Annotated in this window: 19 protein-coding genes; 13 read left to right on the forward strand and 6 right to left on the reverse strand. The window is 41.4% G+C overall.

Features of this window, described 5'->3' with window-relative positions; genetic code table 11:
• Nucleotides 1-65 precede the first annotated feature (65 nt).
• From A379_RS07915 to A379_RS07975, 13 genes are all read left to right on the forward strand, one after another.
• On the forward strand, nt 66-578 hold the full coding sequence (locus tag A379_RS07915) for a helix-turn-helix domain-containing protein (RefSeq protein WP_040725716.1): 513 nt from the start codon (nt 66-68) through the stop codon (nt 576-578).
• A complete protein-coding gene (locus tag A379_RS07920) occupies nt 488-1,414 on the forward strand; it encodes an IS3 family transposase (protein WP_106381680.1) in 927 nt (308 codons plus the stop codon). Before A379_RS07915 ends, A379_RS07920 begins: the two co-directional genes overlap by 91 nt.
• A gap of 152 nt (nt 1,415-1,566) precedes the next feature.
• A complete protein-coding gene (locus A379_RS07925) occupies nt 1,567-2,181 on the forward strand; it encodes a DUF2238 domain-containing protein (RefSeq protein WP_232744828.1) in 615 nt (204 codons plus the stop codon).
• A 599-nt stretch (nt 2,182-2,780) separates the two neighbouring features.
• Nucleotides 2,781-2,981 (forward strand): hypothetical protein, encoded by a 201-nt coding sequence (locus A379_RS07930; RefSeq protein ID WP_040727336.1) that lies wholly within the window; start codon nt 2,781-2,783, stop codon nt 2,979-2,981.
• Nucleotides 2,982-2,983: 2 nt separating this feature from the next.
• A complete protein-coding gene (locus A379_RS07935; RefSeq protein ID WP_040727337.1) occupies nt 2,984-3,490 on the forward strand; it encodes a hypothetical protein in 507 nt (168 codons plus the stop codon).
• A 43-nt stretch (nt 3,491-3,533) separates the two neighbouring features.
• Entirely contained in the window at nt 3,534-4,418 is an 885-nt protein-coding gene (gene cpaB / locus A379_RS07940; RefSeq protein WP_040727339.1) for a Flp pilus assembly protein CpaB, read from the forward strand.
• Nucleotides 4,415-5,995 carry a type II and III secretion system protein family protein gene (locus tag A379_RS07945; protein ID WP_040727341.1) on the forward strand — a complete coding sequence of 527 codons (1,581 nt, stop codon included), beginning with the start codon at nt 4,415-4,417 and terminating at the stop codon, nt 5,993-5,995. Before cpaB ends, A379_RS07945 begins: the two co-directional genes overlap by 4 nt.
• Nucleotides 5,995-7,257, forward strand: a complete 1,263-nt coding sequence (locus A379_RS07950) for an AAA family ATPase (RefSeq protein ID WP_040727342.1) — start codon at nt 5,995-5,997, stop codon at nt 7,255-7,257. Before A379_RS07945 ends, A379_RS07950 begins: the two co-directional genes overlap by 1 nt.
• Nucleotides 7,258-8,667 carry a CpaF family protein gene (locus tag A379_RS07955; RefSeq protein WP_040727343.1) on the forward strand — a complete coding sequence of 470 codons (1,410 nt, stop codon included), beginning with the start codon at nt 7,258-7,260 and terminating at the stop codon, nt 8,665-8,667.
• Complete coding sequence (locus A379_RS07960) at nt 8,667-9,608, forward strand: type II secretion system F family protein (protein ID WP_040727345.1); 942 nt, start codon at nt 8,667-8,669, stop codon at nt 9,606-9,608. The genes A379_RS07955 and A379_RS07960 overlap by 1 nt, the downstream gene beginning before the upstream one ends.
• A 3-nt stretch (nt 9,609-9,611) precedes the next feature.
• A complete protein-coding gene (locus tag A379_RS07965) occupies nt 9,612-10,508 on the forward strand; it encodes a type II secretion system F family protein (protein WP_040727348.1) in 897 nt (298 codons plus the stop codon).
• Nucleotides 10,508-11,146 (forward strand): lipopolysaccharide assembly protein LapB, encoded by a 639-nt coding sequence (locus A379_RS07970; protein ID WP_040727349.1) that lies wholly within the window; start codon nt 10,508-10,510, stop codon nt 11,144-11,146. Before A379_RS07965 ends, A379_RS07970 begins: the two co-directional genes overlap by 1 nt.
• Nucleotides 11,143-12,513, forward strand: a complete 1,371-nt coding sequence (locus tag A379_RS07975; protein ID WP_040727350.1) for a hypothetical protein — start codon at nt 11,143-11,145, stop codon at nt 12,511-12,513. Before A379_RS07970 ends, A379_RS07975 begins: the two co-directional genes overlap by 4 nt.
• A 93-nt stretch (nt 12,514-12,606) precedes the next feature.
• Here A379_RS07975 and mtnN read toward each other — a convergent pair whose 3' ends face one another.
• The 6 genes from mtnN to A379_RS08005 all read right to left on the reverse strand — a co-directional run bounded on the left by mtnN (nt 12,607) and on the right by A379_RS08005 (nt 18,033).
• The gene (mtnN, locus tag A379_RS07980) at nt 12,607-13,299 is read right to left on the reverse strand and encodes a 5'-methylthioadenosine/S-adenosylhomocysteine nucleosidase (protein ID WP_040727351.1); all 693 of its coding nucleotides are present in this window, start codon (nt 13,297-13,299) and stop codon (nt 12,607-12,609) included.
• Nucleotides 13,300-13,308: 9 nt separating this feature from the next.
• Complete coding sequence (gene luxS / locus A379_RS07985) at nt 13,309-13,830, reverse strand: S-ribosylhomocysteine lyase (RefSeq protein ID WP_040727353.1); 522 nt, start codon at nt 13,828-13,830, stop codon at nt 13,309-13,311.
• Nucleotides 13,831-13,921: 91 nt separating this feature from the next.
• Entirely contained in the window at nt 13,922-14,401 is a 480-nt protein-coding gene (locus A379_RS07990; protein ID WP_040727354.1) for a hypothetical protein, read from the reverse strand.
• A 159-nt stretch (nt 14,402-14,560) separates the two neighbouring features.
• Nucleotides 14,561-15,604, reverse strand: coding sequence for a putative zinc-binding metallopeptidase (locus A379_RS07995; protein WP_040727355.1), 1,044 nt, complete (start codon nt 15,602-15,604; stop codon nt 14,561-14,563).
• Between the two features lie 12 nt (nt 15,605-15,616).
• Nucleotides 15,617-16,582 (reverse strand): alpha-E domain-containing protein, encoded by a 966-nt coding sequence (locus A379_RS08000; protein ID WP_040727358.1) that lies wholly within the window; start codon nt 16,580-16,582, stop codon nt 15,617-15,619.
• Nucleotides 16,582-18,033, reverse strand: a complete 1,452-nt coding sequence (locus A379_RS08005) for a circularly permuted type 2 ATP-grasp protein (RefSeq protein WP_369759658.1) — start codon at nt 18,031-18,033, stop codon at nt 16,582-16,584. Before A379_RS08005 ends, A379_RS08000 begins: the two co-directional genes overlap by 1 nt.
• Between the last annotated feature and the right edge of the window lie 2 nt (nt 18,034-18,035).

Here is an 18,035-nt window from a genome sequence, read left to right on the forward strand (position 1 = left end):
AATTCAACTAAGCCCCGTTTATGAAGTGACCCCCAAATGTTGGACACCAACTTTGGGGGTTTTTCATGTCCAAATACAATCGAGAATTTAAACTGGCGATTGCTAAGCAATGCCTTTCTCATGAATCCAGTCTGTCCATTTCCAAGCGACTCGGTATTCCAGATCGCTATATCCGTTACTGGACACAAGTCTATCGTTTCCATGGTCAAAATGCGTTTATCAAACGAAACACACCATACTCTTTTGAAGACAAATATCGTATCCTAAAACACATGCGTGAAAATAACTGGTCTATTAGTTATACCAGTATTGTCCATAACATGAGTTCTCCAGGTACGATTTCTACTTGGCTCACTCAATTCGAACGGTTCGGCCTTTCAGGCTTGCAGCCTAAAAAGCAGGGTAGAAAAATGAAAAAAAACCAAAAGCAAGAAACCATTAAACCAACCGAACAAATGAGCCTAGAAGAGTTACGAGAAGAACTCGAATACCGTCGAGCGGAGAATGCTTATTTAAAAAAGCTCGATGCCCTGCTTCAGGAAAAAGAACGCCAAACCAAGAAAAAGCAGGGCTCATAGATCAGCTTAGAAAGTTCTATCCACTTAAACATCTTCTCAAGGCCGCAGGGCTTGCGCGCAGTGTGTTTTATTACCATCAGGCGCGCAATGCGCTGCCTGATCGTTATGCGGACGTTAAAAGAGCGATTCAACAACTCTGTAATGAGCATAAAGGTCGTTATGGGTATCGACGCATGACCTATGCGTTAAGACGCTTAGGTCACTTTTTAAACAAGAAGGCCGTTCAACGTTTAATGCAAGAACTGAACTTGAAGTCATTCGTCAGGCCAAAGCGTTACCGATCCTATAGAGGTCAAGTAGGCCGAATTGCCGAAAATGTGCTTCAAAGAAACTTCCGTGTTGATGCACCGGATAAAAAATGGGTCACCGATGTCACGGAGTTTAAAGTCGGAGAACAGCGAGTTTACTTATCCCCAGTGATTGACCTGTTTAACCAAGAAGTGATTAGTTATCGAGTGGCCAAGAGTGCACGGCTACCACTGGTGACCGACATGCTAAAAGAAGCAGTCAATAAGTTAACAGGCAAAGTCAAACCGATATTCCACAGTGATCAAGGCTGGCAGTATCAGCATAGTGATGTACAGAAGTTACTAAAAGAGAATGGATTAACTCAGAGCATGTCAAGAAAAGGGAACTGTTTAGATAATGCGGTTGCTGAGAACTTTTTTGGAATCCTCAAAACCGAGATGTATCATCGTAAGAAGTTCAATAGCGCTGAGCATCTAATGGAAGAAATTAAAGACTATATTGAGTATTACAATACAAAACGAATCAAGGTGAAACTAAAAGGCCTGACTCCGATAGAATATCGAAATCAGGCCTTAAGTGCCGTTTAACTAAAATGTCCAACTTTTTGGGGTCACTTCATTACGGGGTTTTTTATTGTCTGTAAAAAGAGATAGCCAAATCATTATAGAATTGACCAGGCCTGGTAGAATCGTTACGATTACAAAACCATAAATCAAAATAGAGCCATGAGAACAGAGTCATGTTAAAAGAGATGCACCTAAAACAGTTTCTTTGGCTTGCCATATTTTTTATGGTATTGATTTGGTCAGCCATAAACCCAAAAGATACACTCACTTGGTTTTTAGAAGTTGTCCCCGCGCTGATTGGCTTAACAATAATCGTGTTTACTCGTAAAATTTTCCCGTTAACCTCATTGCTCTATTTCTTAATTTTGATACACAGTATTATCTTGATGATTGGCGGCCACTATACCTACGCCGAAGTGCCTTTTTTTGATACCTTAAAATACACCTTTGATTGGTCACGAAATAACTACGATAAAGTGGGGCACTTAGCGCAAGGTTTTGTGCCCGTGTTAATTGCCAGAGAAATCTTAATTCGCAAGCATATTGTCAATGGCCAGGCCTGGGTCAATTTTATGAGTGTGAGTATTGCGCTTGCCTTCAGTGCTTTTTACGAGCTAATTGAATGGTGGGTAGCATTGGCTTCAGAACAAGCAGCCGAAGCGTTTTTAGGGACTCAAGGGTATGTTTGGGATACCCAATCCGATATGGCTTATGCGCTATTTGGGGCCATTATGGCCTTAGTCTTATTATCTAAGGTTCATAGTCGTCAAATCGCTAAGCTCCCTTAGCGGTATTTAACTTTTAGAGACCTTTGCACGAGTCAGGGACGTAAGAAAAACGAGATAGAATTTTTTAGCCTGAAGATAGAGGATTATAGCCGTTTTTATATGTTCATCGACTCGTGCAAAGGTCTCTTTTAATATGTCCAGTTTTATCAGCCATATTTTTCTCCTCTTATTAAGAAAATGCTTTATTCACTTCCGTTTGTTTTTAACAAAAAAAACTCATAACTAACGACAGTTTTAGACGCAAAACCTTATTAAAGACCATAACTTCTTTCCTTATTAAGCCTCAAAACACATCTATTTTTCAAAATCATGGCTTTATAAGGCTATAAATTACAGCATATTCTAATATTAGCCATTGCTTAAATAAGCTTGATTAATGAATGGTAATAAAATTATTTTATTAATGAATTCAATAGGTTATAAGTCTGTTTTTGAATAAAACTTGGGTGAGAAGAAATACTTATGAAGTAATCAAAAGTTTTGTTTATGATTTGCTATAAAAATTATTGAATTAGTAAAAGTGATGATTTTAAATAGCTCCACGGTCCAAGAAGGCCAATGCTAAAAATTTATAAGTTTGATAAAACCGAGGAAAAATTATGTTAGATACAGCAAAAGTTACTCAGATGTTACAAGCTAAAAAACAGAAAAAACAGAAAGGGGCAACGATGATTGAATACGCCCTTGTAATTGCAGGCGTTGCAGCGATTGCAGCAGTATTGTTTTCTGGCGGAACAAGTGGCGGTGGTTCTGTTGGCGATGCAATCAAGACTAAAGTTGAAGCTTCGATTCCGAGCTAATTATGCCTTCTTGTAGGTTGCGAAAACAGAAAGGAGCCGTTTTACTTGAAACGGCTTATTTTTTGCCCGTAATGGTGTCCGTTATTTTATTGTCGGTAGAAGTGGTTGGTTATGCCATGAATAGTTTTGCGGCCAATGACGTTTTAACCGATATCCACTCAACGATGCTAAGCGAAGTTTCTGAAATCAGCAACCTAGAAGAGGGTGAAGCGCCAAGTGCCTCCATTCAATATGCAAGTTGCAGTGGCGGAACGGTGGTTTTGCCCACTGGTACAAATAGCGCAATCAACAGTGTTATTAAAACAACGCTGGCTACTAAAAATATCACCTTTTCGGATTCCGATCCTGGTGTAACTACTATTACCAAAAGCGCAGTTTCTGGTTTTGATGTCTATGTGGTTAATTTTAAAGGTACGGCCAATACACTCGTTATTCCCAATTTTTTATCAGAGTTACTTCCCATTAATGTCGATACGATTATCAGTATTAAAGACAGTTGCGAAGACTAATCTGTTTACTACCAGATTAATAATTCATTTTTAAGAGAATTCTATGAAACTTCAACGTAGTGATTTGATTTTATACGGCGTGGCACTTTTGGCATCGCTCTTAGCGGTCAGTTTGGTGTATGGCTATGTTGAAAGCCGTGTGGCAGAGGTGGAGAGTAAAGCACAAGTAAAAACCGTTACTGTGATTGAAAAACCTGAGCTACGCTCTGTGGTTGTGGCTAATAGAGATATCTATCGCGGTGAAAAATTCAATGTCGATGATGTCAAAGTGCTTATGGTGCCAACCGAAGGTGTAGTGGCATCAGGAGTGGTGGTAAACCCAGACAATATTGTTGGGCGTATTGCTAAACAACCTATCTATGCAGGTGAGTGGCTCATAGAAAAGAAAATTGGCTTAAAAGATGTTGATGAGGGGCGAGTTGAATCGCTACTTGAAGAGGGGATGAGAGCGATGCGCATTCCTGTGTCGGCAGAGAGTGGGCTCTTAGGGATGCTTAATCCCAGCGATCATGTGGATGTTATTAGTGTTTTTGAAAGTGCGGATGGCAAGCGCATGGTGAGCCGAACCATTCTACAAAATATTGAGGTTTTATCGATTGGCCAGACCAACCGTATGGGGCGTCAAAATTATGAAGAGAGAAAAACACAGCAAGACAATCATGAAGGTGAGGCGTTTGTAAAAGCCTCTATGGTGGCCTTAAACGTCAATACCACCCAGGCTGAACAATTAGCATTAGCCATGAATGTGGGAGCGATTCATTTGGCTTTAAGGGGGCCTGCAGATGTGGCGTTGGTTGAAACGGATGGCGTCAATGTCAAGGTGATAGAGCGTAGCAAACAGAGACCGCCTAAATATAAACCAAAGCAAAATAGAGACGTGATCCAAATTATGCAAGGTGATCAAGTTCAAGAGGTATTTACGCAATGAGAATAAACACGCAAGGGTTAACACGCACAGCGGTTATTAGTGCCTTTAGTTTAGCGGTATTGGCCATGCCAGCAAGTGTCTCTGCCGCGCTGGCTAAGGTTTATAACTTAACCGAGACCGACAGCACTATTATCAAGTTTGATAAAGCGTTAAAACGAGCGATGATTGCTAATCCTGAGTTAGCCACCGCTAAGGTTTTAAATAGCCGTGAGCTATTAGTTACAGGTAAAGGTGCGGGTCGAACGCAGTTGATTGTCACCTATCGCGAACAACCCAATATTGACCACCAGGTGGTACTCAATGTTTCACCCGACCAGTCTCGCCGTGAAGAAATTACCAGTACTTTGCAAACCTTGCTTACGGATTTAAACCCACAAGGGACTGTGACGTTTGATTTAAAAAATATTTGGGTAAATTCCGAAGGAGCTGTACGCCGAGAAGTCGATGAAATCGGTAATCAAATTGATGGTGAAAGTACTCAAAAAACCGAAAAACGTAAAGATAAAGAGGTGTTACAGTCAGAGAGCGCGAGTGGTGAAATAGGGGCACAGCCTTTAGCAGGTAACTATATGGTCTTGTTAAGAGGAACGGTTCCTAATAAAGCACAAAAGAAACGCATACATTCGGTGGTGTCGGCTTTAGGGTTGAGCGTGGTCAATATGATTAATGTAACAGGTCCTCAGCAGATAAAATTATCAGTTCGTGTGGCTGAGGTCGTTAAAGGCAATCCGTTTAGAAGCGGTTTTGGGGTGAGAGATAAAAAAGACCAGTTTGGTATTTTTCCACCAGGAAACTTAGGCACAACCGCTAATTTTTTATTAAATGTTAGACACGTTGCAGAGGGTACGCCAGCATCCATGTCTTTTCCGCATTCAGACGGTTTTCAGATAGGGGTAAACTCCACGGGGGGTGATCTATTTGGCGTGCTTTCTATCTTAGAAGGAAATAACCTGGCGCGTGTACTGGCCAAACCAGAGTTGATTGTTCAGTCTGGTGAAACCGCCGACTTCTTAGTGGGGGGTGAAGTGCCGATTCCTGTCGCTCAAGAAGAGAACACCATTACCATTGAGTATAAAGAGTTTGGTGTACGCTTGCGTTTTAGCCCGATTGTAACGGAATCGGGTCAAATCCAAATGACGGTGGCTCCTGAGGTAAGCAATATTGATACAAGTGCGGGTTATAAGCTTGGCAGTATTGAAGTGCCAGGCTTTCGTTCACGCAAAACCAGTACTACTATTACTATGTCGGCAGGTCAGAGTTTTGTGATTGGTGGTTTGATTCAAGATAACCTGCGTAGTTCGGTTTCCAGAATACCGCTATTATCAGAAATCCCTGTTATTGGCACGCTATTTCGTTCGACCAGCTATGAAAAAGATCAGTCAGAGTTAGCTATTTTAGTGACGCCAACCTTTGTTGAGCCGATTGAAAAGGGTGCCAAAATTACCCTGCCTGGTGAAAATATGACTCGCCCAAGTGTGGCGGATGGTTTTTGGCATGGTAAGCTCGCTAAACTGTTGCCAGAAGGCCAAAGTGCCCTACCTGAGCTATCGGTTAAAGTTGGTTTGGAGACACCATAATGACACAAGCGCTTTCAACAAACTCCATGGCACTTAAACAGGCGCTTTATTTTGGTGTAGATGATGATTTAAGAGAGGCCGTTCGTGTTTCTATTATGTCTAAATATCACACTGAATTTATGCACGAAATTCCTCATATCTGGCCTGATGATATTCAACTGGTGTTGTTAGAGTATCAGGGCGATGCGCAACAAACGTTAAGCCAAGTTAATCAGTTATTGACCATGGCAAAAGGTGTTCAACTCTATGTCTTGCTAAAAGAGAAGGATGCGGATTTTATTATTGAGGCGTCACATCAAGGTGTACAAGGTTTTATAGAGTGCCCTAATGAAGTGTTGCATATTTTGTCAATCCTGCACATGCAAGACCGAAGACGTCAGGGAAAAAACGGTAATGTTTCCTCTTTATTCAGTTTAAAAGGCGGGGTTGGTTGTACCGCTTTGGCAACTAACTTGGCTTCTCACCTCAATGAAATGACCGACGGCAGAACAGTATTGGTCGATTTAAATATGCCACTAGGAGACACCGCTCTATACCTAAATATGGAAGGTCAGCGTCTCTATTCACTAACAGACTTTGTATACAACTTAAACCGTTTTGATGAAAACTTGATTTATAAGTCGTTAAGCCGACATGAGTCAGGGTTATATGTGCTTTCACTGCCTACCGAAGTGAGTGAACTGGATAATTTGAACGGTGATATTATCAAAACCATTATTCAATCGCTGCGCCGTTACTATGATCATGTGATCATCGACTGTGCAAGTGACTTGTCCGATATGACGCTGAGTTGTTTAGATGAATCAGATAATATTGTTTTAATTGCCGAACCTTCCCTCTCTTCTTTACGTGCGGTGAACTCCGTTATTCAGTTAACGCAAAAACTGGGCTATATAAAAGAGTCCGTTAAATTGATTTTAAACCGCAGCTCAAGCCACGACGACGAAATGTTGGATGAGGTTATTGAGTCTCTAGACATTGATACCGTTATCCATGTGGCTAATGCTTATGTAGATTTTAATGAATCTCTTAAAGAGGGGGTGTTATTAAAAGAGTACAACCCAGATTCTATTGTGAATAGCCAGCTAAATGGCGTTGCTAATATGCTACATAACGGCAGTTTACATATACCAATAGAGCAAAAAACACATCAATCTTCACTAGTAAATAAAGTGCTTTCCTTTTTTATGAACAAAAAAAAGCAACCCGTCAAAGCCTCACAAGAGTCACTTGTGATGACAGATAAAGCACTGGTGCAATAGATGAGTTTGCGTGATCGTTTAAGACAGGTAGAGCAACAACGCAAACCGCTGGCCAAAAATACCAAGACTGAGTCCTCTGAGGTAAATGATGCGGTGGCGCGTCGCACCATTGCCGATGCAAGCCTGGCGCAAAACCCTACTCTTTTAGAGATAAAGCGCCGTTGTCAAAAAAAGGCTGCAGAAGATGATGCCTTTTATGAAGCCGACAGTCAGGAAACTCGCCAAGAGCTGCGTCCTCGTTTAGAAGAGTTGGTGAGAGAGCATGCCCTTGAGCTGGGTTACCCTTTGTCAGAGGTTGAGGTTAGGCAAATTGGGGTTGAACTTTTAGATGAGATTTACGGTTTAGGGCCAATTGAACCTCTGCTATCTGACCCAAGTGTCTCCGATATTTTAATCAATGGCTACAAACAAATCTATGTTGAACGTAGTGGGCAGCTAGAGCTTAGTGATGTGCGTTTTATTAGTGAAGAGCATCTTCGTAATAAGGTAGATCGCATGTTGTACTCAACTGGACGGCGTGTGGATGAGTCTTCTCCTTTGGTGGATGCTCGTCTGCCTGATGGTTCACGTATCAATATTATCATTCCTCCCTTGGCGGTTGATGGCATTAGTGTCTCAATCCGCCGTTTTCCAGAACAACATCTACGCCCTAAAGATTTGATTGCCTTCGGTTCAATGACCGAGCAGATGTTTACTTTTTTAGATTATGCGGTAAAAGCAGGTTTAAACATCTTGGTGTGTGGCGGAACGGGGTCAGGTAAAACAACAACGCTTAATATGCTGTCAGGCTTAATTCCTGAAAATGAACGAACCGTTACTATTGAAGACAGTGCGGAATTACGTATGCAGCAAACCCATGTGGTGCGTTTAGAAACACGTCCACCTAATGCAGAGGGTGTGGGTGAGGTTACGCAACGAGAGCTCTTAAAAAATGCGTTACGTATGCGACCTGACCGTATTGTGCTCGGTGAGGTTCGAGGTGGCGAAGTGCTTGATATGCTACAGGCTATGAATACTGGGCATGATGGCTCTTTAGCCACGCTTCACGCCAATAGCCCAAGAGACAGTATTGCTCGATTGGAGCTGATGATTAATTTAAGTGGTGTCGATATTCCAGCGCCCTCTATTCGCAAACAGATTGCCAGTGCGATTGACCTAATTATTTATGTTAATCGGGGTAAGGATGGTAAACGCCGTGTTGAATCAGTGACTGAAGTGGTGGGGATTGAAGAAGAAAATGTTGTTTTACAGGAGATTTTTGTCTTTGAAAATAAATACAACAAGCAAACCGATACCATGAACGGGCAATTTAAAGCGACGGGATTACGCCCGACTTGCGGTAAAAAGTGTGAGTCAGTGGGTTATCGCTTGCCGCAGGAGCTGTTTAGTTTTTCTAAAGAGGTGTTTTAGTGGACTTAGGTTTTATTATTGTTGGTTTAGCGGTGATGATGCCTTTTGTTATTTTAGGTTTTACGCTCTCACTTAAACAAAAGCGCCATAAGGAGCAACAGCTTAATGTATTGCTCAATCGAGTGGGTATTTCCACCAGTGAGCGGCGTGATGTTTCTCAGCACCTGTTACAACAAAAAGATAGCGCTTGGTATCAGTGGTTTTCAGGACATTTTAAAAAAGCGGGTATTGGCCACAAAAAAGAGATTGTTCGCCTTATTGTTATTCAAGCTATCTTGTTGTTTATTAGTGCATTCATCTTAGCAACTAAACTCAATGTGTTAACTCAAGAACACCTTTTTTTAGTGCTCGTGTTACCTGCTTTGCCAATGATTTATATTCAGCTGAAAATTAATCAAAGACAGAGAGAACTCCGTAAACAGTTTCCTGAGATGTTGGACTCTATTGTGCGCTCGTTGCAGTCGGGCTATGGCATTGACGGGGCTATTGGCGCAATTGGTGAAGACATGACAGGGCCGTTGGCCGAAGAGATGAAAGAGGTGAATAAACAGCTCACACTGGGTATCAGTATGCGTGATATCTTGCGTGAATTTCAGCGTAGGGTTTCACTGCCCGAAGCGCAGTTTTTTGTAATTACATTGATTATTCAAAGAGAGACAGGTGGTCAATTGGCAGCGATTTTAAATGAGTTAGCCAAATTGATGAGGCGGCGTGATGTCTTTCAAGCAAAGTTAAAAACCTTAACAGCAGAATCTCGCTTTACGGCATGGTTTATTGGTGGAGCTCCTGTACTTTATATTGCCTACAAATACCTTTTTGATCGCGAGTCTATGAACTTTTTCTTGCATGACCCTCTGGGCTTTAAGCTGTTCTTGATTGCACTGTTTTTGATTGGCACAGGCTCTTTGATTTTGCGTCAAATGTTAAAGATGAGGTTTTAACGAATGGATTTAGCGGTGTTATTAGCGGTGGTTGCGCTTATGGCGTTTGGTGTAACCTGGTTATTGGTGAACCGAGCTTTATCGTTACAAACCAAACAGCTACAAAAAGAGCGCTTAAAATCCAGAGTGGGTTTAGCCAGTCAATACACCACTGAAAGCCGCCGCTACTCAACGTGTTGGTGGTGCACACTTGGACGTGTGATTGGCACAAAAAACCGAACAGAGCTTGAAAAGACTCAGCAACTGCTCGTGAGTGCGGGGTTCAGAGACGAAAACCACATTGGCGGTTACTTTTTTATTAAATACACCGCAATTTTATGCACGCTGCTGGTCATGTTGAGTTTATGGAGCTGGTACGGTCTAAGATTAGAGTGGGTGATTCTTGCGCCGATTGTGGTGATGCTGTTGCCAGAAAGAGTATTAATCTATTTGGGAAACCGCCGTTTGGCCGAAATCAGTACCCATTTACCTGATTTTTTAGATATGTGCAATATCTGTATGAATGCGGGTTTAAGTTATTTGGTGGCTATTAAACGTGTTTCAGCAGAGTTAAAAGAGCTTCATCCAGAGATCTGTTTTGAGTTTGAATACCTGTTAGACCAAATTCAGATTGGCGTGCCAAGAATCGACGCATTAAGGCAGTTTGCTCAAAGAAATCCAACCAAGGATATTCAAAACTTAGTGCAAGTATTGATACAAAATGAAAAGTTAGGTAGCTCCATTAGTGAAGCGTTAAGTGAATTTTCACGCCGTATGTATCAAACCAGAGAACAACTATTGGAAGAGAAGGCTGCAAAAACCTCGGCCAAAATGGCGGTGGTGATTATGCCATTTTTAATGTTGCCTTATCTCATCTTATTGGTAGGAGAGCGCATGGTGTTATTAGGGAGAGGATTCTAATGTCAGAGTTGGAAAAATTTAAATGGGTTAAATTGGGATTGCTCGTGTTGTTAGCCACATTCTTTGCAGGCTGTTCACAATCACCCACCAAGCTAAGTCAGCTTGAAAAACAAGCTTTTGAACGACCACAATCTCCGCCATTGGCCACTGAATTAAGTGCTCAGGATGAATATGAATTTGCTCTAGATCTAGCGGAGTTAGAGATTAACAGACAGCGATATCAGCAGGCAGAAAGCTTGTTGCATAAGTTACGCAAAGCTAAGTCCGACGACCTGCGGCTTTACAGAATGTTGGCAAAAGTTTATGAAGGACAACAAAAAAACTCAATGGCGTTGATTGCTTGGTTACATGTTAATAAATCGAGCGATAGAACGGTCTCTGATGAAGCTGAATTGGCACGTTTGGCACTCGTTCAAGAAGCATTTGATATTGCAGAGCCAATCTACCAGGCCTGGTTAAATTCTGACAAGATTTCTACTCAAGTCAGTGGTTTAAACAATTTAGGTTTTGCCTCTATGTTGCAAAACGATTATCGGCAAGCAAAAGAGTATTTTAAACAAGCTTTACGCAAAGATCCTTTAAACAGCAAAGCGAGCAATAATTTAGCTTTGGTTACTACATTGATTGAGAAACAATGAAAACGCCAGATCATTTGACGAAACAAAAGGGTGCTATTTCACTACTTGGCGCATCTGTGATTGCATTAGGGTTAGTTAGCTTTGAGCAAATTCTGCAATACGGAAACGCCAAAATACTTGATAGAGAGCTCGATAATTACGCTCGCACTGTCGCAAGTGTTGCTTTGCGTTCCGAGCTAGCTATTACCAAAGCGGGTATTGATGCAGGAACTATTGCGAGCAATCAAACTGATATTGTGGTGGACAGTCTCTTATCAAAAGTAGAGATGTACGCTGCCGCTACCGATGATAAATCAGTCAATATCAACAAAGAGATTACGTTTGGCAATTTAGATTCAGCGGGTAATTTTGTGGCTTTAAGCAGTAACGCTTCAAACCCACGAGGTGCAACCACCCCACCCGATTTTAGTGCGGTGGCGGTTCAACTTTGGAGTACCGACAGTTTTATGGGTATCTATACCCCGCAAGGCAAAGCCATCTATACACTCTCATTTGCCGACCAAAATGCTGACTCAGATTGCTATTGTAAAAACCGCTATACAGCCTGTTTAGATATGGATTTAACAGTCGCTGATTTGGCGCCCATTCCAGCTGGTCAAGCGGCTTTGATTGCAGTTAAGGGGTCTGATGCACGTAAAGAGTATTGCAACTATGGCTACACGGCACCGCACCCATCAAACCTTAATACAAGCAAATACCCTTGGGCGCAATTTGATGATGGCTGGATAGGTCGCGAACCCAATACCAGCAACTTTTTTATGTTTTACTCACAGGGTTATAGTGATGCTGCTTTTTCAAAAATTTTAGAACACAAACCTTTGGCTATTGATGATGGTGAAGACCCTTTATATAAAACGGGAGGCATGTTTTCCGCAATGAAAGACATGATGTTTAGTTTTATGCCTTGGGGGTCTTCGGATGAAAAATTTGCCTATGAACAAGATGAAAGTACCTTCAAAAAAGACGAAATTTCGCCCTCTTCAGCTGTGAGTGACTATCGTTGTTTAGATACCTTTTTTATGATGTCGTCAGTTAAATCCTGCGGCTCCGTCAGTTCAAGTAAAAAAGTGGTGCTGGATGACAGTTTTTACATTGGCTATAAAGGTACCTGCCTTCCAAGCACAAGCAGTGCAAAGATCAGTATGGGGCGCTGTCTTTCCTATAATGATGGAGGTACACCTCGTTATGAAAGCTGTTTAGATATTGAGCGCAGAAGTGCCATGCACATGAATTTCTTCCAGCGAATGATGTCGTTTTTCTTTGGTCCAATCTTAAACTGGGAACGTGCTTATGAAGGACTAGATTGCGAAATGAAAAAGATGAAATATGTGGGCTGGATGTTCTGGGGTGGCTGGAAAGAAGTATAAACAACCAGGCCTGGTTATTTTGAGTGATAAATTAAAACGCCCGCAAATTTGATTAAATTTGCGGGCGTTTTTGTTGGTTAGAGCGTGTTTAAATTAAATACGGTCTAACATACCTAAAATCACTTTGGCAGAGTGAGTGGCCGCTTGTTCTAGATATTGTTCAAAGGTTTTGGCGTTCTCTTTGCCTGCAATATCCGAAAGAGAGCGGATAATCACAAACGGTTTGTTAAAGGTGTGACAAACTTGTGCCACCGAAGCCGCTTCCATTTCACAAGCAATCATTTCAGGGAAGTTATTGCGTGTATTGGTGACATCTTCTGGCTGATGCATAAAACGGTCACCCGTGGCAATTAAACCGTGCATATGAACCACTTCTTTTAATGCCTCAATGCTTTGTTGAGCAGCTTTAACTAGATTATCGTCAGGTAAAAAACAAGCTGGCAGGCCTGGTACTTGACCTAAATCGTAACCAAAAGGCGTTACGTCAACATCGTGGTGGCACACAGAACTACTGATGACAATATCACCCACTTCTAAATCGGTGTGAAAACCGCCAGCAGAGCCTGTATTAATGACATAGTCTGGTTGGTAGGATTGCATTAAAAGCGCGGTGCTAATGGCCGCGTTAACTTTACCAATGCCTGAACGCAGTAATACAATCTCTTTATCGCCAATATGGCCCATATAGTATTCAAAGCCTGCATGTACTTCAGTGGTTTGATTTTCAAGTTTACTGCGAAGTAACGAGACCTCTTCTTCCATTGCTCCAATAATAGCTATTTTCATGGCGTTATATTAAACCTCATTACCCAATGATTTTAGAGTGTCTTCGCTTAGAGCGATATCGGCGTTTTTATTGACACCAATACCGTGGTCAATAATGTTTTGGGCAATTTGTTTGGCTTCTTCTAATGAGTGCATAACATAAGTACCGCACTGGTATTCGTTCAGCTCTGGAATATCTTCCATACGTTGTACATGAAGTACATCGTTCATTGCGGCTAACCAAGCTTTAGCTACGCGGTCTTCTGTTGGCGTGCCTAATAAACTCATGTAAAAACCTGTACGGCATCCCATTGGTGAAATATCAATGATTTCCACGCCATCACCGTTTAGATGATTACGCATAAAACCTGCAAAAAGGTGTTCTAGAGTGTGGATTCCTTTTTCGCCCATCATATCTTCATTTGGCTTATTGAAACGCAAATCAAACACGGTAATGGTGTCGCCAGATGGCGAAGTCATGGTTTTTGCTACACGCACCGCTGGTGCATTCATAATGGTGTGGTCAACGGTAAAGCTATCTAGTAATGGCATAGTTTTGTCCTAATTCTTTATGTTAATTGGTGAGGTTACTGGGCGTTTAGTAATACGCTTATGTAAACCTATATGGATGCTTTAAACAGGTTTAGTGCAGCAAAGCTTGGCTTTCATCTGTTTGAGGCAGCTCTTTTTTAAGCAGCCAACCATTGTCGGTTTTAATAAACAGGTAGTTTTTTTCAAACTCTAATTGGTCGCCTTCTTGAAAAGCGGGCATTGAAAGTTTCATCATGCCCAGCGCCATGCTGTTGCTGATTTTTTCAAGGCTAGACATTGATTTGTCATTCATAACGCTCTTAGCATAATCTTCTAAAGATTGTTGTGCGGTACCTGTAATGGTCACTTCAGCCACATAATGGGTGTCGTTTTGTTTATAACCATTGTTCTTAACAATATTGCTGGCAATAAATAGGTCGCTGTATTCTTTATCAAAAAATTGTGAAGACATGGATTTAACATCGTTTTCGGATGGTTGAGAGTCACCAAAGCAACCTGCTAAAGAGAGGAACATTAAAAAAAGCAGGGCGATAAATGGCGTTTTTAAAATAGAGTGTTGGGTTTGAATCATTTGGTTTCCTAGTCACTACCTATAAAACAGTTTGTATTAACAACAATATGTATTAAATAGGTGTATCAATGCGCTACATGAGTTTTGAAAATCAAAGGATATCATAAACTACCAGGCCTGGTAAGATTGAGTTGATTCAGAATTTGGGCATTAAAAACGTTATTTTTTATAAGAGGCAAAGCCATCAATGAGTGAGTCAATAAATGCCAGTTTGCTGCGAACAATTTCCGTTAATACAAATGGGTAGGCATCATTTAAACCCATGCTGCGGTTCAGAGCGTTCATAATTTGTGCGACTCGTGCCCACTCAGAAAACCAGCTGTTAAAGTCGTTTATTTTAGGCTCATAACTACTTAAACCATAACTCACGGCGGTTTCAAGCGTATCTACAATGTGTAAATAGTGCGCCCAAGTTTCTGCCCAGTCTTCATGTGGGTGACTGCTGGCATAATGGGTGATGAACTGACTGCTTTTAAATTTTGGTTTTTCTTGTTGGTAATAACGCTCTAAAGCTTGTTGATAATCTTGTCTTTCATCGCCAAACAACTCCCTAAAGGCTTTAAGTTGGCTCTCATCTTGTAGCAGAATCGCCCAATAATAGTGGCCAACTTCATGTCTAAAATGGCCTAAAATCGTGCGGTAAGGTTCGCCCATTTCTTCTTTCATGGTGTGTAAAAAACCTTCGTCCGCTTCGGCTGCATTTAATGTGATGGTGCCATTTGAATGGCCTGTCAAAACATGTTCAAGCGCCACATTGGGATTACTGCGTTGGTCTTCCAAGAAGTCAAAAGCTAAGCCACCTGTTTTTTGATGATAGTTCTCAATGGGCAAGTTTAAGCTGATTAAAGAGGAGATAAGTTGGCGTTTTGCCCGTTCAAGAGTGAGCCAACGTTGATTGTTTTTGGTAATCGATTGATCTGGAATAATACGGGTTGTTTTGCACGAAATGCACTGTGTATCATGCTCTGATGAGACTGACCAGTTACAAAGTATGCTGGATTGACGATTTGCACAAGGCCGTAGCACCATAGGTTCATCACCAGGTAATGCCATATTAGTATGGGTGACAAAACCATGATCGGTCAGCACACCACTCCACATGGTTTGTGCTTTCGGGTCGTAAATTAAGTCACGTCCACACTTTTCACAAAAGGCGTTATTAAAGAAAATTTCTTGTTTACACTGGCAATAATAACGCTTCAACGTCAAGTATCCTTACTGGCTTTGTTGCTGGTTTGTGGGTAAATCAATCGTTGGGTGAAACCAGGTATTATAAAACTCTTTGTGTAATACGGATAAGTGCATTTGAACTTCATCCAAGTAGTCATGTAAAACAGGAGAGCCTAATTCAAACGGAATGCTTTGATTAATCAGTGTTTGTAAGTCTTCAAGTGCTTTGGTCACATTGGTGGATTCGGGCAGTGTAGCCACTTGAGTGTGCATCATACAAACGCAATGTTTGATTGATCGAAATAGCAATGGGTCATTGACCAAAAAGCGAATAACCGATTTACCGTTGATTTCCATTTGCACCGCTTGGCGATACATAAAGTAAGCACTGACCGACTTTAATATATTTGCCCATAAGATACTCTCAAAGGGTTTAATCTCCTGCTCTTCAAGCTCTTGCGCCACAAAAAAACCACCTACATCTAAAATACGTGAGGTCATATCTGCTCGTTCAATAGCCGTGCCTAGCTGTAAAAATTGAAACGTTTTATTAAGCCTCATTGTTCCATCAAGCATACCTGAAATAGCTTGGCATGAACGGATGACTTGTTCTAACAACTCATTACGTTTACGTCTTACATTAAAGTCCTCTTCATTCTCTTTTACCAATAGATACAGTTCATTAACGTATATCCAGGCCTCTCTAGGTAAGCTATCACGCGTGGTGCGAACATTCTCTCTTGCCCACCATAATGAGGAGATTAACGAGGCTGAATTATCTCGATCACCTAAGATGGCCCAACAACAGTTTTTTTCGGTTTTAGCGTCATAGTGCTCTTCAAAAAAATCTTCATTACTGGTGATTTCAATTAATGTATACCATGACAGCTTGACCGATTTAGGCATATCAAACATGAGCTGTGAGTGAACTTGTGTTAAACGAGCGGTGTTTTCAATGCGTTCAATGTAACGCGCTAACCAATAGATTCTTTCTGCCACACGAGATAACATTATTTATCCTCCAGTTTCACAATCCAAGTATCTTTACTGCCACCACCTTGTGATGAGTTAACCACTAAAGAGCCCTTAACCATAGCAACACGGGTTAGACCGCCTGCGGTCACATAGCTCTCCTCTCCATGTAGTATGAACGGGCGAAGGTCAACATGACGGGGTTCGAGTCCGTTTTCACAAATGGTTGGGGCTGTGGATAAATTAAGTGTGGGTTGCGCCACATAATTTCTTGGGTTTTCTTGAATAAGTTGGCTAAAGGTCTCTAGTTCCTCTTGAGTTGCTTTGGGGCCAATTAATAAACCATAGCCACCAGACTCATTGGCAGGTTTTACCACCAATTCATTAAGGTGTTCTAAAACATATTCACGGTCTTTTTCATTACTGCATAGGTAGGTGGGTACATTGGAAATCAAAGGTTCTTCATTAAGGTAAAAACGAATAATATCGGGTACGTAGGCATACAGAACCTTGTCATCAGCCACGCCACAGCCTGGGGCGTTTGCGATGCCTACATTGCCTTTTCGCCATGCACGCATTAAACCTGGTACCCCTAAAGCAGAATCTTCACGAAACACTTCGGGGTCAATAAAATCATCATCAATACGGCGATAAATCACATCGATTTTTTGTGGACCATCAACATTACGCATATAAACACAGTCGTCATCACCCACCATTAAATCAGAACCCTCCACCAGTTCTACCCCCATTTCATGGGCTAAAAAGGCGTGTTCATAATAAGCAGAGTTAAAAATACCTGGCGTTAAAACCACAATTTCAGGGTCTTCGGAATCAGTCGGGGAGATTGAACGCAACATTTTTAGCAGTTCATAAGGGTATTGGTTCATGGGTTGAATGTTAATATCTTGAAACGCCTCAGGCATGGCTGTTTTAGAGACATAACGATTTTCAAGCATATACGACACCCCTGAAGGCACACGAAGATTATCTTCTAATACATAAAACTCACCCGCATCATCACGCACTAAGTCGGTACCACAAATACATGCCCAGGCCTGGTGTTTCAGCTTCATGCCTTTGCTTTCAGGTCTAAAATCCTTAGACGATAGGATGATTTCGGCAGGCACAATGCCTTTATTTAAGATATTTTGATCGTTGTAGATATCTTCAATAAATAGATTTAACGCTCTTAAACGCTGTTTCAACCCACTTGCAACCTGCTCCCATTCAGAGGCTTCAATGGTTCTTGGAATTAAGTCAAAAGGCCAAAGTCGGTCAATGTTTCCCTTATCACTGTAAACGGTAAAAGAGATTCCCATTTGGGCGATGGTTTTTTCAGCCGCTTTTTGGCGTTCTGTGAGCTCTTCAAAGCCCAGATTGGTTAGATGTTGAAAAAGCTCAACAGAAGCTGCGCGTGGTTTTTCATTGGCGTCTATCGATTCATCATAGAAGCCGTTATTAGGGTATTTGTTTTGTATTTGCATAATAA

The sequence above is a fragment of the Thiomicrorhabdus sp. Kp2 genome, from assembly GCF_000478585.1.
Classification (GTDB): Bacteria; Pseudomonadota; Gammaproteobacteria; order Thiomicrospirales; family Thiomicrospiraceae; genus Thiomicrorhabdus.